14 protein-coding genes are annotated in these 15438 nt (G+C 32.3%); 12 read left to right on the top strand and 2 right to left on the bottom strand.

What is annotated here, in order from left to right:
* Positions 1-4: 4 nt before the first annotated feature.
* Complete coding sequence (locus M4I21_RS09000) at positions 5-331, top strand: CCC motif membrane protein (protein WP_249558788.1); 327 nt, start codon at positions 5-7, stop codon at positions 329-331.
* Between the two features lie 16 nt (positions 332-347).
* Positions 348-668 carry a CCC motif membrane protein gene (locus tag M4I21_RS08995; protein ID WP_249558787.1) on the top strand — a complete coding sequence of 107 codons (321 nt, stop codon included), beginning with the start codon at positions 348-350 and terminating at the stop codon, positions 666-668.
* Positions 669-744: 76 nt separating this feature from the next.
* Here M4I21_RS08995 and M4I21_RS08990 read toward each other — a convergent pair whose 3' ends face one another.
* The gene (locus M4I21_RS08990; RefSeq protein ID WP_249558786.1) at positions 745-2946 is read right to left on the bottom strand and encodes a RecQ family ATP-dependent DNA helicase; all 2202 of its coding nucleotides are present in this window, start codon (positions 2944-2946) and stop codon (positions 745-747) included.
* 197 nt (positions 2947-3143) lie between these two features.
* Between M4I21_RS08990 and M4I21_RS08985 the strand changes: the two genes are divergently transcribed.
* The 4 genes from M4I21_RS08985 to lptB all read left to right on the top strand — a co-directional run bounded on the left by M4I21_RS08985 (position 3144) and on the right by lptB (position 6092).
* Positions 3144-4109, top strand: coding sequence for a KpsF/GutQ family sugar-phosphate isomerase (locus M4I21_RS08985; protein ID WP_249558785.1), 966 nt, complete (start codon positions 3144-3146; stop codon positions 4107-4109).
* Positions 4109-4951, top strand: coding sequence for a twin-arginine translocase subunit TatC (gene tatC, locus M4I21_RS08980; protein ID WP_249558783.1), 843 nt, complete (start codon positions 4109-4111; stop codon positions 4949-4951). Before M4I21_RS08985 ends, tatC begins: the two co-directional genes overlap by 1 nt.
* A complete protein-coding gene (locus tag M4I21_RS08975; RefSeq protein WP_072302822.1) occupies positions 4932-5288 on the top strand; it encodes a carboxymuconolactone decarboxylase family protein in 357 nt (118 codons plus the stop codon). Before tatC ends, M4I21_RS08975 begins: the two co-directional genes overlap by 20 nt.
* A gap of 63 nt (positions 5289-5351) precedes the next feature.
* Entirely contained in the window at positions 5352-6092 is a 741-nt protein-coding gene (gene lptB / locus M4I21_RS08970) for an LPS export ABC transporter ATP-binding protein (protein ID WP_072302926.1), read from the top strand.
* Between the two features lie 20 nt (positions 6093-6112).
* On the opposite strand, the gene M4I21_RS08965 is transcribed toward lptB, so the two are convergent.
* Positions 6113-6871 (bottom strand): CDP-alcohol phosphatidyltransferase family protein, encoded by a 759-nt coding sequence (locus M4I21_RS08965; protein ID WP_249558782.1) that lies wholly within the window; start codon positions 6869-6871, stop codon positions 6113-6115.
* Positions 6872-7048: 177 nt separating this feature from the next.
* Here M4I21_RS08965 and M4I21_RS08960 point away from each other — a divergent pair, with 177 nt between their 5' ends.
* The 6 genes from M4I21_RS08960 to secA all read left to right on the top strand — a co-directional run bounded on the left by M4I21_RS08960 (position 7049) and on the right by secA (position 15354).
* Positions 7049-8233: an Lnb N-terminal periplasmic domain-containing protein gene (locus tag M4I21_RS08960; RefSeq protein ID WP_249558781.1), complete on the top strand. Its 1185-nt coding sequence runs from the start codon at positions 7049-7051 to the stop codon at positions 8231-8233.
* 3 nt (positions 8234-8236) lie between these two features.
* A complete protein-coding gene (locus M4I21_RS08955; RefSeq protein ID WP_249558780.1) occupies positions 8237-10111 on the top strand; it encodes an ABC-F family ATP-binding cassette domain-containing protein in 1875 nt (624 codons plus the stop codon).
* Positions 10112-10121: 10 nt separating this feature from the next.
* Positions 10122-10604: a hypothetical protein gene (locus tag M4I21_RS08950; RefSeq protein WP_249558779.1), complete on the top strand. Its 483-nt coding sequence runs from the start codon at positions 10122-10124 to the stop codon at positions 10602-10604.
* Between the two features lie 244 nt (positions 10605-10848).
* On the top strand, positions 10849-11424 hold the full coding sequence (locus M4I21_RS08945) for a cob(I)yrinic acid a,c-diamide adenosyltransferase (RefSeq protein ID WP_249558778.1): 576 nt from the start codon (positions 10849-10851) through the stop codon (positions 11422-11424).
* A gap of 135 nt (positions 11425-11559) precedes the next feature.
* Positions 11560-11784, top strand: coding sequence for a DUF2795 domain-containing protein (locus M4I21_RS08940; RefSeq protein WP_013551418.1), 225 nt, complete (start codon positions 11560-11562; stop codon positions 11782-11784).
* A 201-nt stretch (positions 11785-11985) separates the two neighbouring features.
* The gene (gene secA, locus M4I21_RS08935) at positions 11986-15354 is read left to right on the top strand and encodes a preprotein translocase subunit SecA (RefSeq protein WP_249558777.1); all 3369 of its coding nucleotides are present in this window, start codon (positions 11986-11988) and stop codon (positions 15352-15354) included.
* Positions 15355-15438 lie beyond the last annotated feature (84 nt).

Genomic DNA, 15438 nt, shown 5'->3' with positions numbered 1-15438 from the left:
AATTATGGAACAAGAAAAATTACCGAATGGAACAATGATTATAGTACTTGGCATACTAGGATACTTATGTTGTTGTTTAGCAGGTCTAGGTATTATACCTTCTGCTATTGCTTATTTTATGGCTACTAAAGCTGAAAAAATTTATGCAGAAAACCCAGAAGGGTATGACAATGCTAGTCAAATTAAAACAGGTAAAATTGTAGCATTAATAGCTGTTATTTTAAACGTATTAGCCTTAATTAGAGTAATTTACGTTTTCGCAACTGGAGGTATGGAAGCTATACAAGAAGCTATTAGCCAAATTCAGGAAGGAATGGATGCTGCTCAATAATTAGAGATTTAGAGATATGAAAGAAGAATTACCAGGTGCCAGTAGCGCCTTAACAATGGGAATATTAAGTATTGCATTAACACTTTTTTGTTGCGGACCTTTTGGAGCTATATTTTCATTTATTGGTTTTGCAAAAGCAAAAGCTGCAAAGAAATTATATGAAGAAAACCCTGATAAATACACAAGCGTTGATAGTGCAAACACGGGTAAAATACTATCTATTATTGGCTTAGTCCTAGCTTGTATAGTGCTTTTATGTATCATATTATTTTTAGCACCTATACTTGCTTTTATTGGTTTAGCAGGTTTAGAAGGAGCCAACAATATGCAGTACTAAATTATTTTAATTATTGATTATAAAAAAATCCCAAAACCTAAGGTTTTGGGATTTTTTAGTATATAAATTCTTTAGTTTAATTAGCTACTTCGCTAATAAACTTTAAACGGTACAAACGCAACTCCTCATCTTCATAATCGCCATCAAACTCTTCTATAGCAATTTCTATACTATCAGATTCTGCTTCTAAAAAATACTCGTGTATCTCTTCTTGTTGGTCTTCATCTAAGGTTTCGTCTACCCAATATGTAATATTAAGCTTAGTTCCGCTATAAACTATCTGTTCCATCTCCTTTATTAACTCTGGCAACTCTATACCTTTGGCGCTAGCAATATCTGTTAAAGGCAACTTACGATCTACGTTTTGTATAATATATAGTTTTAAAGCTGAATTTGCTCCCGTACTTTTAACCACTAAATCGTCTGGACGCGTAATATCTTTATCATCTACATATTTAGCAATAAGCGCTAAAAATGGTTTTCCGTATTTTTTAGCTTTACCCTCACCTACACCGTGTATGTTTAGCATATCCTCCATACTAATAGGATACTTAAGCGCCATATCTTCTATAGATGGATCTTGAAAAACTACAAACGGAGGTACTCCGAGTTTTTTAGCCTCTGATTTTCTTAACTGTTTTAATAATTGAGATAATTCCTTATCTGCGACACCACCAGAACTTTTAGCGGCACTTACAATAGCATCGTCATTTTCCTGACTATACACATGGTCTTTTGTCATTAAAAATGACATAGGCTCTTTTACAAACTCTGCACCTAATGGGGTAACTCTTAAAATACCGTATTGCTCTATTTCTTTACGCAAGTAACCAGCTACTAATGTTTGGCGTATTAAAGCCATCCAATACCCAGCATCTTTATCTTTACCTATTCCAAAGAAAGGTTTTTCATCTGTTTTATGAGACGATATTAATGCGTTCTTTTTACCAATTAATGTATTTACTATTTCTTTAGACTTAAATTTCTCCATTGTTCCCTGAACAACACTAATAAGCTTAACTACATTCTCCTGAGCTTCTACTTTTTCTTTAGGTGTACGGGTATTGTCATCCATATCTGCACCTTCACCGTTTACTTCGTCAAAATCTTCTCCAAAGTAATGAAGTATAAATTTTCTACGCGACATAGATGTTTCTGCAAAACCAACAACTTCTTGTAAAAGTGCATTGCCAATTTCTTGTTCAGCAACAGGTTTGCCAGACATAAATTTCTCTAGCTTTTCTATATCTTTATAGGAGTAAAAAGCCAAACAATGTCCTTCTCCTCCATCTCTACCAGCTCTTCCCGTTTCTTGGTAATAGCTCTCTAAACTTTTTGGAATATCGTTATGTATAACAAAACGTACATCTGGTTTATCTATTCCCATTCCAAAGGCTATTGTAGCAACAACAACATCTACCTCTTCCATTAGAAACATATCTTGGTAACGAGACCTTGTTTTAGCATCAAAACCTGCGTGATACGGAACTGCACTTATGCCGTTTACTTGCAATACTTGTGCTAATGCTTCAACTTTTTTACGACTTAAACAATAGATAATTCCGGATTTACCAACATTCTGCTTTACAAAACGAATTATATCGGCCTCTATATTTTGAGTTTTTGGTCGTACTTCATAAAATAAATTAGGTCTATTAAATGATGCTTTAAAAAGTTTAGCATCTGTAATCCCTAAGTTCTTTACAATATCTTCTTGTACTTTTGGTGTTGCTGTAGCCGTTAAACCTATCATAGGAATATTATCTCCTAACCTACCAACAATTGCTTTTAGGTTTCGGTATTCTGGTCTAAAATCGTGTCCCCACTCAGAGATACAATGCGCTTCATCTATAGCTACAAAAGAAATTTTAACAGAGCGTAAAAATTCTACATACTCCTCTTTTATTAAAGATTCAGGAGCCACATAAAGCATTTTAGTCACTCCACTTAAGATATCTTCTTTTACTTCTCTTACTTGAGTTTTTGTTAAAGATGAATTTAAAACGTGAGCCACACCATAGTCTGGCGATATACCACGTATGGCATCTACCTGGTTTTTCATCAAAGCAATTAAAGGAGAAACTACAATAGCAGTACCTTCTTGCATAAGTGCTGGCAATTGGTAACAGAGAGACTTTCCTCCACCAGTTGGCATTATAACAAAAGTATTATTACCTTGAAGCAAGTTATTGATAACACCTTCTTGAAGACCTTTAAACTTGTTAAAGCCAAAAAACTTTTTTAAGGAAGCATGCAAATCAATTTTAGGATGACTCATAGAATATTATAGAGATTGTACGTATTGTTTAAATAAAATAAATTTCAAGATACTCAAATTTTAGGAAATCGTATAAAATTTAAAGCAATTTTAATTTCCATCAATTTACAGCATCACATAAAAATAAGTTTATGTAATTTTGTATTCTTAAAGATAGTACATCTTTTTTAAAACAGAACACATAATTTAAGATTACATTGAGCAACTCCAAAACAATTCTAGATATTGCAAAGCGTACAATTTCTATAGAAGCTGAAGCTATTAAACATTTATCGACCTTATTAGATGCAAATTTTGCAAATGCTGTAAATAGCATTTATAACTCTAAAGGAAGATTAATTATTTCTGGTATTGGCAAGAGCGCTATTATAGCACAAAAAATAGTTGCTACTTTAAATTCTACTGGCACACCATCTATATTTATGCATGCAGCAGATGCCATACACGGCGATCTAGGAACTGTATTAGATGAGGATGTTGTTATTTGCATCTCTAAAAGTGGTAATACTCCAGAGATTAAAGTTTTAGTGCCACTTATAAAAAGAGGAGGTAATATTTTAATAGGAATGACTGGCAATACAGATTCCTTTTTAGCGCAACAATCTAACTACGTATTAAACACTTATGTAGAAAAAGAGGCGTGTCCTAATAATTTAGCACCTACCACCAGTACAACAGCACAGTTAGTTATTGGCGATGCAATTGCGGTATCTCTTTTAGAGCTTAGAAGATTTACAAGTAAAGATTTTGCGAAATACCATCCAGGTGGTGCACTAGGTAAAAAATTATATTTACGCGTAAACGATATTGTAAGCAACAACCTAAAACCAGAAGTTACCGCAGATACACCTGTTAAACAGGTAATTGTAGAGATTTCTGAAAAAATGTTAGGTGCTACTGCTGTTTTAGAAGCAAATAAAGTTGTGGGTATTATTACTGATGGCGATATTAGACGCATGCTAAACAAGCATGATAACATTGGTAACTTAACCGCTAAAGATATTATGTCTAAAAATCCTAAGACCGTAGATACAGATCTTTTAGCTGTAGATGCCTTAGAATTAATGCAACAACAAGGAATATCACAATTGGTTGCTGTAAGCGATTCTAATTATGTTGGTTTAGTACATTTGCATAACTTAGTAAACGAAGGCATTTTATAATGGCAAAAAATAAGAAGAGTCCGGACGAAATGTCCTTTTTAGACCATTTAGAAGAATTAAGATGGCACTTAATTAGGTCTACATTAGCAGTAGTTATTATTGGCTGTGTTGCTTTTGCTATGAAAGAATTTATTTTTGACACGGTCTTATTAGGACCTAAAAAAATGGATTTTCCTACCTATAAATTCTTTTGCTCTATAGCTACATATCTAGGAATGGAATCTAGCTTTTGTGCAGAATCACTGCCATTTACGATACAAAGTAGAACTATGGCCGGGCAATTTTCTGCTCACATATGGACATCAGTTTGGGCAGGTTTTATAATTGGTTTTCCTTATATTTTATACGAAATGTGGCGATTTATTAGCCCAGGTTTGTATGAAAAAGAACGTAACAACTCTAAAGGATTTATTTTTGCTGCATCATTCTTATTTTTCTCTGGTGTACTTTTTGGTTACTATATTGTAACTCCTTTCTCTATTAACTTCTTGGGTACATACCAAGTTAGTAAAGAGGTTTTAAACGAATTTGATTTGAGCTCCTTTATATCTACCGTAAAAGCATCTGTTATTGCCTGCGGTATAATGTTTGAGCTACCTATAATTATATACTTTTTAACAAAAGTAGGTTTGGTTACTCCAGAAGTGTTAAAGAAACACAGAAAAATAGCTTTGGTCGTTGTCTTAATAGTATCTGCTGTTATTACACCACCAGATGTTGCTAGTCAGATTGTAGTAACAATACCAGTTTTAATACTATATCAAATTAGTATTTATATTTCTAGAAGAGTATTAAAAAATGAAGCCAAAAAATTAGGTAAGAATGTCACAAAATCCAGTTAAAGAATTTAACGATTATCGTTCTAAGATGAATGATAAAATAGTAGCCGATAAAAACAAGGTTATTAATAGAATATTTAATCTAGACACAAATGCATATAGCAAAGGTGCTTTAGATGTTAAAACAAAAGAACTACTAGGTTTAGTAGCTTCTGCTGTTTTACGTTGTGATGATTGCGTTAAATATCATTTAGAAAGTTCGCACAGAGAAGGTGCAAATAAAGAAGAAATTATGGAAACCTTGAGTATTGCAACGCTAGTTGGTGGCAGTATTGTTATACCACATTTAAGACGTGCACACGAGTACTGGGAAGCTATAGAAGCAAACCACGAAGGTTAAAAAAACCGTAAATCTTCTCTGTTAATAAAAGAATAACTTAGATTTGGATATTGTATGGAAAAAATGAAGCTTAGCGCAGACAATATTATGAAGTCCTACAAAGGACGCCAAGTAGTTAAAGGCATATCTCTGGAGGTTAACCAAGGAGAAATTGTTGGACTATTAGGCCCAAATGGAGCAGGTAAAACAACATCTTTTTATATGATTGTTGGACTTGTTAAGCCAAATGGTGGTAATATTTATTTAAATGATAAAAATATTACACAGTTCCCAATGTACAAAAGAGCACAGAACGGAATTGGATATTTAGCACAAGAAGCTTCAGTTTTTCGAAAACTTACAATTGAAAAAAATATTTTAAGTGTACTACAGCTTACAAAATTGAGCAAGAAAGAGCAACATATGAAAATGGAGTCTCTTATTGAAGAATTTAGTTTGGGACACATCCGCAAAAACAGAGGAGATTTGCTTTCTGGCGGTGAGCGTAGACGTACAGAAATTGCGCGAGCGCTAGCAACAGATCCAAAATTTATATTACTAGATGAACCCTTTGCAGGGGTAGATCCTGTTGCTGTAGAAGACATACAACGTATTGTAGCGCAACTAAAAAACAAAAACATAGGCATACTTATTACCGACCACAACGTACAAGAAACACTTGCAATTACAGAAAGATCTTATTTAATGTTTGAAGGTGGGATTTTAAAATCTGGAGAACCTGAAGAATTAGCAGCAGATGAAATGGTAAGACAAGTTTATCTTGGCCAAAACTTTGAGCTACGTAAAACTAAGTTAGACTTTTAACAACCTCAATAATTAATTACCTAAGCCTTAGCTGTTCCGTTTCCTAATTTGCTTACTACAGAAAGTAATATATATAAAATTATTATTACGGGTACTGCTAAGTATTTTAATGTTACCAAAAACACAATGCACAAAATTAAAAAGATATAACGTATAGCATTGTCTTTAAAATTCCACGTTTTAAATTTTAAAGCAAACAAAGGCAAACTACTATTTAATAAATAAGTACTTAATACTGTTAAGCCAATTAAAAACCATTGGTTTAAAATAATGCTATTTAAAAAATCGTTGTTTTGATATAGTAAAATTAATGGCATTGCTATAATTAACAATGCATTTGCTGGTGTAGGCAACCCTATAAAAGATTCAGTTTGATTTTCATCAATATTAAATTTAGCAAGTCTATAACAAGATCCTAAGGTTATTAAAAAACCTAAAAACGGAATTAAAGAAGATAAATTAAATCCTGAAAATTGCATTTCACCTGCAAACATTCCCGAACTCCAGCCACCAGTAGTAGCCATTAACAACAGTTTATACATTACCAATCCTGGCACTACTCCACTTGTTACCATATCTGCTAAAGAATCTAACTGTAATCCTAATTCACTCTTTACATTTAGCATACGGGCTGCAAAACCATCAAAAAAGTCAAAAAATATACCTAGAAAAACAAATAACGCAACCATCTCAAAAAGACCGTGTACAGCAAAAAGAACAGCCAAACAGCCACAGAATAAATTTAATAATGTAATTAAGTTAGGTATGTGCTTTTTCATTGTATACTAATTTAGATAAACGTTATACTAAACAAACTTTACACTATAATGTGGCCTGTTAGTTTTCGTAAAAATAGTATTTCTTTAAAAATTACAGCTTAAAAAGCTGCTTTTTTAAAAAGCATAGGTCTATTCTTCTATTTTGTTCGATATTTGCTCTTCTTAAAATCAATAAAATTGAAAAATTATATCAAAACAATCATTTTTATATTTCTATTAGGTAGTTCTAGTATTGGTTTTTCTCAAAATAATACTATTTCTAAAAATGCACAAATTAGCATTTTAACCTGTGGCTCTGGAAGCGAACTCTATTCCATTTTTGGCCATAGTGCTATTAGAATTTGGGATCCTGTAACTAGAACAGATAATATATATAACTATGGTATTTTCGATTTTAATGCGCCTAATTTCTATTTAAACTTTGTAAAAGGGAAGCTCCTTTTTAAAGTTAACAAGCAAGATTTTTCTAGGTTTTTATACGAGTATCAATATGATAAAAGATCTGTTAAGGAACAGGTATTAAACCTTAACTACACTCAAAAAAAACAACTATACAATTATTTAGAAAAAAACGTAAAGCCAGAAAATAGAGATTATTTATATGATTACCTATACAACAACTGTGCTACTAAAATAATAGGTGTTTTAGACTCGTCCTTAGGAAAGGATTTAAGTTTAAACGAAGATCACTTAACAGAAAAATATACGTTTAGAGAATTACTAGATCAAAAACTAACAACAAACACATGGTCAAGTTTTGGTATAGATTTAGCTCTAGGTTCTAGAATAGATAAAAAGGCAACAGCGTTACAGCATACTTTTTTACCAGATTACGTATGGTCGCAACTAGAAAATAGCACTATTAAAGGAGAACCATTGGTATTATCTAACAGGTCTATATTAAAAGAAGAAGTAAAAGTAAAAAGTATTAACTTTTTGGTTACGCCATTCTTTTGGGTATTTCTCTTCCTTGCAGCCGTTCTATTTATAACTTATATGGATTATAAAAATCATTTGTGGTCTAAATGGTTAGACGGTATTTTATTTTTTGTAACCGGTATTTCGGGTTTAGTATTAACGCTACTATGGTTTGCTACAGACCATACTGCAACTGCTAACAACTATAATTTACTATGGGTTGTTCCTTTTAACTTGGTGGCTCTTTATTTTATTTTTCGCAAAAAAAATTCAACCTTACTATTACACAAATACAGTATATTTTTACTTATATTATTAGTAATAGTACCAATTGTACAATTAGCAGGGATTCAAAAATTTCATCCTGCATTTATACCAGTACTATTATCACTTGCCATTAGATATATTTTTATATGGTACAAAACAAAAAATAACAAAAACTAGCAAATGAACCTACTTACGGTTGAAAACATATCAAAATCTTACGGAGAACACGCTCTATTTTCAGACATTTCTTTTGGTGTTAACAAAGATCAAAAAATTGCCTTAATAGCTAAAAACGGAAGTGGAAAAACCTCTATACTAAATATATTGTCTGGAAAAGATACTCCAGATAGCGGACAAGTGAATTATAGAAAAGGAGTTAGAGTTTCATTTTTAGAGCAAGAGCCTAATTTAAATCCCGACTTAACTATTGAAGAAACCATTTTTGCTTCCGACAACGAAATTCTAACGGTTATTTCTAATTATGAAAAAGCATTAGCTAACCCAGAAGATGCCGATAAATATCAATTAGCTTTTGATGCTATGGATAGGTTTGAAGCTTGGGATTTTGAAACGCAGTACAAACAAATTTTATCTAAACTGAAGCTAGATGATGTTAGTTTAAATGTTGGTTTACTTTCTGGTGGACAAAAAAAGCGTTTAGCTATGGCAGACGCACTAATAAACAAACCCGATTTATTAATTTTAGATGAGCCAACCAACCACTTGGATCTAGAGATGATAGAGTGGCTAGAAGAATACTTTGCAAAAGAAAACATTACTCTTTTTATGGTTACCCATGACCGTTACTTTTTAGAACGTGTGTGTAACGAGATTATAGAACTAGATAATAACACTCTTTACCCATACAAAGGTAATTACTCTTATTATTTAGAAAAGAAAGAAGCACGTATTACACAAGAGGCTGTAGAGCAACATAAATCTAAACTTTTATATAAAAAAGAATTAGGTTGGATGCGTAAACAACCAAAAGCACGTACAACAAAATCTAAATCTAGAATTGACGATTTTAACGATATTAAAGCCAAAGCTCAACAACGTAGACAAGAACACAAAGTTGAGTTAGAAATTAATATGGAACGTATGGGTAGCAAAATTATGGAGCTTGTAAAAATCTCTAAAGCATACCCAAACAAACCTATTTTAGACAAATACGAGTATAACTTTTTAAAAGGAGAGCGTATAGGTATTATTGGTAAAAATGGAACCGGAAAATCTACATTTTTAAATATATTAACTGGTGCAGACCAACCAGATAGTGGTAAAGTAATTGTTGGAGAAACTATAAAGTTTGGTTACTACACGCAAAAAGGTATTAAAATAAAAGAGGGTCAGAAAGTTATAGATGTTATACGTGAGTTTGGAGATTACATTCCGCTTAAAAAAGGACATCAAATTTCTGCTCAACAATTATTAGAACGCTTTTTATTCGATAGAAAAAAACAATACGATTTTGTCGAAAAACTAAGTGGTGGCGAGCGTAAAAGGCTATACTTATGTACAATTCTTATACAAAATCCTAATTTCCTTATTTTAGATGAACCTACAAACGATTTAGATATTGTAACCCTAAATGTTTTAGAAAGCTTTTTAATGGATTTTCCAGGGTGTCTATTAGTGGTATCGCATGATAGGTATTTTATGGATAAAATAGTAGATCACTTACTCGTTTTTAGAGGCAATGCCGTTATTGAAGATTTCCCAGGGAATTATTCAGACTTTAGATCTTATGAAGATAGTGTTGTGCTAGAAAACAGAGAAACTAAAGAAAAGGAGGTTAAAGCAGATAAAAAGTCTTGGAAAACTGAAACCAAAACCGTTAAACTCTCTTTTGAAGAACAAAAGGAATACAATAATATAGAAAACAAGATTAAGAAACTAGAAGAGAAAAAAATAACAGTACAAAATAAATTTTCTGACGCTAGCCTTAGTGGGGACGAAATAGATAAACTATCTAAAGATTTACAAGAGGTTATAGAAGAGATTGAAACAAAAACAGAACGTTGGTTTCAGCTTTCTGCTATTGTAGAAGGTTAATTGTTTTGGTATGTTTCAATTTATTGCACATCTACGTTTTTTAACAAAGGCATCTAATCAACATGGTGTACACTCTCCTTTTATATACAATTACGTAACAAAATGTTTGTATATAAAAGGAAAGCTACATCAACAAAAAAGCAAAAATGTTTTATTAAAGAGTATTGCTTATTTTAAGCCTGAGAAAGTTTTTACAACTTCAGAAGAGATAAAAAAAACAATACAAAAAGTAATGACTAAGCTTAACTTTACGAGTAACACTGTTGACTTAGCTTACTTAGAACTACCCAATATAGAAGAGTTTAATACTATAAAACACCATAATAACACTATGGTGTTTATACACGAAATTTATACTAACAAAGAGACTTTAGAAGCTTGGGAGCAGATTAAAAAACTAGAAAAGGTTACAGTAACCGTAGACCTATTTTATTGTGCTATTGTCTTTTTTAGAAAAGAACAAGCTAAAGAACATTTTAAAATTAGAATATAATACTGTATTTTTAAAATCAGAATATACTTATAATGGACAATACTATTTTTATAATTGGGGGTATAGCGCTTGTATTTTTTTTAGTTATAAATCTTATGAGTAAGAAAAAAACTAAAGAAAGAAAGTCGCGTAAATTTATGGACAACTATAAACGTAAAGAATAATTAGTTTAGAGATTCATAGTATTTATAGCTACTCTAAAATAATAACTAAAGAAATTAAATAAGACAATTATAAAAAACGAATGAAAATATATACTAAAACAGGAGACAAAGGTACTACTGCCCTATTTGGTGGCACTAGAGTACCTAAGCATCATTTACGTATAGAATCCTATGGTACTGTAGACGAACTTAACTCTTGGATGGGGCTTATTCGTGATCAAGAAATACACAACCACTACAAAGATATTATTGCGACTATACAAGACAAACTGTTTACTGTTGGTGCTGTTTTAGCAACAGATCCTGAGAAAATGGTATTAAAAAACGGGAAAGATCGTTTAAATATTGAAAAAATTAGCAATGCAGATATAGAATTGCTAGAAATAGAGATGGATAAAATGAATGAAGCATTGCCACAAATGACACATTTTATTTTGCCAGGCGGACACACAACCGTGTCATACTGTCATATAGCACGTACCGTTTGTCGCAGAGCAGAACGTTTAGCATCTCATTTAAACGAAAATGAACCTTTTGAAGCAAATGTTTTGTCATTTATCAATAGATTATCCGACTATCTATTTGTATTGGCTAGAAAATTATCAAAAGATTTGGATGCAAATGAAATAAAATGGATTCCGGAGAAAAAAGACTAATATTTCTATTTTTTTTACGTTATCAACATATTGAATATCAACTATTTTAAAAAAATAAATTAAAAAAGTTAAAAAAAGCTTGCTTTTGTTGTCTAAAAATTTATTTTTGCAAAAATATTAAAATTAACTATTACCATGTATTGGACATTAGAACTAGCATCTTACTTAAGTGATGCGCCTTGGCCAGCAACCAAAGATGAATTAATAGATTACGCAATTAGAACTGGTGCACCTTTAGAAGTTGTAGAGAATTTACAGTCTATGGAAGAAGAAGGCGGAGAAATCTATGAATCTATTGAAGAAATTTGGCCAGACTACCCAACAGAAGAAGATTACCTCTGGAATGAGGATGAGTATTAAATAACAGAATTACATTAAAAAAGTCTCCTTGGAGGCTTTTTTTTTATGTAATTTTGGCAGACGCCAAGTGCTATTCCCTTGTTTTTTAAAACTGGAATACCTTTTGCGTAAGAAAATACATTCCGCAGTTTTACGGAACATTAATCTAAATAGTTATGTCTGTTTATCTTTAGACAGCAAACTTTATAAATTACATAATATATGAGTTTCATTAATTCCGTGCTAAAGGCCTTTGTTGGTGATAAAGCCAAAAAAGATGTTAAGCAACTACAGCCTTTAGTTGACCAAATTAAAGCGTTTGAGCAAAGTTTAGAAGCAATTAGTTTAGATGAACTGAGGGCAAAAACTGTAACGTTTAAAGAAAAGTTACAGGCTGACACTAAAGAGTTAAATGATAGAATAGATGCACTTAAAAAAGAAGTAGAAGCATCTACAGATATAGATAAGAACGAGGATATTTATACAGAAATAGACAGTTTAAAAGAAGAAGTATACAAAACATTAGAGGTTTCGTTAACAGAACTTTTACCTGAAGCTTTTGCTGTTGTAAAAGAAACTGCTAAACGTTTTACAAATAACACTACACTTACTGTTACTGCTACAGAATACGACAGACTTTTATCTGGCTCTAAAGAATACGTTTCTTTAGAAGGTGATAAAGCTGTTTGGAAAAACTCTTGGGATGCTGCTGGTAAGCAAGTAACTTGGGACATGATACATTATGATGTACAGTTAATTGGTGGTATTGCATTACACCAAGGCAAAATTGCAGAGATGCATACTGGTGAAGGTAAAACATTAGTAGCAACACTACCTGTATACTTAAATGCCTTAACTGGTAATGGTGTGCACCTTGTAACAGTTAATGATTACCTAGCAAAAAGAGATAGTGCTTGGATGGCTCCTATTTTTCAGTTTCATGGATTTACAATTGACTGTATAGATCACCACCAACCCAATTCTGATGCACGTAGAGCTGCATACAACTCTGACATTACATACGGTACAAATAACGAATTTGGTTTTGATTATTTGCGTGATAATATGGCGCATTCACCATCAGACTTAGTACAACGTCCTCAGAACTTTGCTATAGTAGATGAAGTGGATTCTGTTTTAGTTGATGATGCACGTACACCATTAATTATATCTGGTCCTGTACCAGAAGGAGACAGACATGAGTTTAATGAACTTAAACCAAAGGTTGCAGATATTGTTCAAATTCAAAAACAATATCTTACTGGTGTTTTAGCAGAAGCTAAAAAACAAATTGCTAGCGGAGATACTAAAGAAGGTGGTTTTCAATTACTACGAGTATTCCGTGGTTTACCTAAAAACAAAGCGCTTATTAAATTTTTAAGTGAAGAAGGTATTAAGCAATTGCTACAGAAAACAGAGAATTTCTACATGCAAGACAACAACCGTGAAATGCCAACGGTAGATGAAGAATTGTTATTTGTTATTGACGAAAAAAATAATCAAATAGAATTAACAGATAAAGGAATTAAACATATCTCTGGAGATGTAGATAACGATTTCTTTTTAATGCCAGATATTGGTTATGAGATTGCTCAAATAGAAAACCAAAATTTAAACATAGAAAAAGAAGCTGAACTTAAAGAAGAGTTATTTAAAGATTTCTCTATTAAAAGTGAGCGTATACATACGATGAACCAATTACTAAAAGCGTATACTCTTTTTGAGAAAGATGTAGAGTACGTAGTAATGGACAATAAGGTAATGATTGTAGATGAGCAAACGGGTCGTATTATGGACGGTCGTCGTTACTCGGACGGTTTACACCAATCTATAGAAGCTAAAGAAAATGTAAAGATTGAAGCAATGACACAAACATTTGCTACGGTTACTTTACAAAACTACTTTAGAATGTACCACAAATTAGCTGGTATGACGGGTACAGCTATTACAGAAGCAGGTGAATTCTGGGAAATATACAAGTTAGATGTTATGGAAATACCAACTAACAGACCTATAGCCCGTGATGATAGAAACGATTTAATTTACAAAACAAAAAGAGAAAAGTACAATGCCATTATAGAAGAGGTAACTAAACTTTCTCAATCTGGCAGACCAGTACTTATAGGTACAACATCTGTAGAAATATCAGAATTACTTTCTAGAATGCTAACTATACGTAAAGTACCACATAATGTACTTAACGCAAAGCTACATAAAAGAGAAGCAGACGTTGTTGCAGAAGCAGGTAACGCTGGTATAGTAACAATTGCAACTAACATGGCTGGTCGTGGTACAGATATTAAATTATCTAATGACGTTAAAGAAGCTGGTGGTTTAGCTATTGTGGGTACAGAAAGACATGATTCTAGACGTGTAGATAGACAGTTACGTGGTCGTGCAGGTCGTCAAGGAGATCCAGGAAGTTCTCAATTCTATGTTTCTTTAGAAGATAACCTTATGCGTTTATTTGGTTCTGATAGAGTTGCTAAGATGATGGACAGAATGGGCTTAGAAGATGGTGAAGTTATACAACATTCTATGATGACCAAATCTATAGAACGTGCACAGAAAAAAGTTGAAGAAAATAACTTTGGCGTTCGTAAACGTTTATTAGAGTATGATGATGTAATGAACGCCCAAAGAGAGGTTGTTTACAAAAGAAGACGCCACGCATTACAAGGTGAGCGTTTAAAGTTAGATATTGCTAATATGATTTTTGATACCTGTGAGGTAATATCAGAAGGAAATAAAGGCGCTAATGACTTTAAGAATTTTGAATTTGAATTGATTAAGTACTTCTCTATAACATCTCCTATTTCTGAAGGTGATTTCGAAAAAATGACTAGTCAGGATATTGCGAGTACCACTTACAAAGTGGTTTACGAACATTACTTAAACAAAATGGAGCGTAATGCTGCCACTGCCCTACCTGTTATCAAAAACGTATACGAAGATAACGGCAACAACTTTGAGCGCATACAAGTACCTTTTACAGACGGAATTAAGACTTTAAATATTGTTACTAATTTAAAAGATGCTTACGAAAGTAATGGTAAGCAATTGGTAAACGATTTTGAAAAGAATATAACTCTTGCTATTGTAGATGATGCTTGGAAAACGCATTTACGTAAAATGGATGAACTTAAACAATCTGTACAATTAGCAGTTCACGAACAAAAAGATCCTTTATTAATTTATAAGTTTGAAGCTTTTGAACTTTTTAAATCTATGATTGAAAACGTGAACAAAGAGGTTGTTTCTTTCTTGTTTAAAGGAGAATTACCAACAGGTGAATCATCAGACATACAAGAGGCTAGAACCGTAAGAAAGCCAAAGGTTAACTTACAGACTACAAAAGAAGAAATACCTAACAGTGATGAGCTTGCTGCACAAAGTAGAGCTGCTGGCCAATCAACATCTGGTAACAATAGACCTGCTGTAACAGAAACTATTACAAGGCAGAGTCCAAAAATTGGTAGAAACGATAGAGTTACAATTAAAAATGTAATGTCGGGAGAAACAAAGATTGTTAAATTTAAACAAGCAGAACCATTATTAACAAATGGTGAATGGGTATTAATTGAAGAATAAATACCTTACCAATATAAAATAAAAAAGCTGCTCTTATAGAGCAGCTTTTTTATTTTATATACACAGTTAAAAGAAACTATTGTA

The organism is Cellulophaga sp. 20_2_10 (assembly GCF_023476645.1).
Lineage (GTDB): Bacteria > Bacteroidota > Bacteroidia > Flavobacteriales > Flavobacteriaceae > Cellulophaga.
The sequence above is the reverse complement of the archived record's forward strand: the minus strand, read 5'-3'. Positions and strand labels throughout refer to the sequence as shown.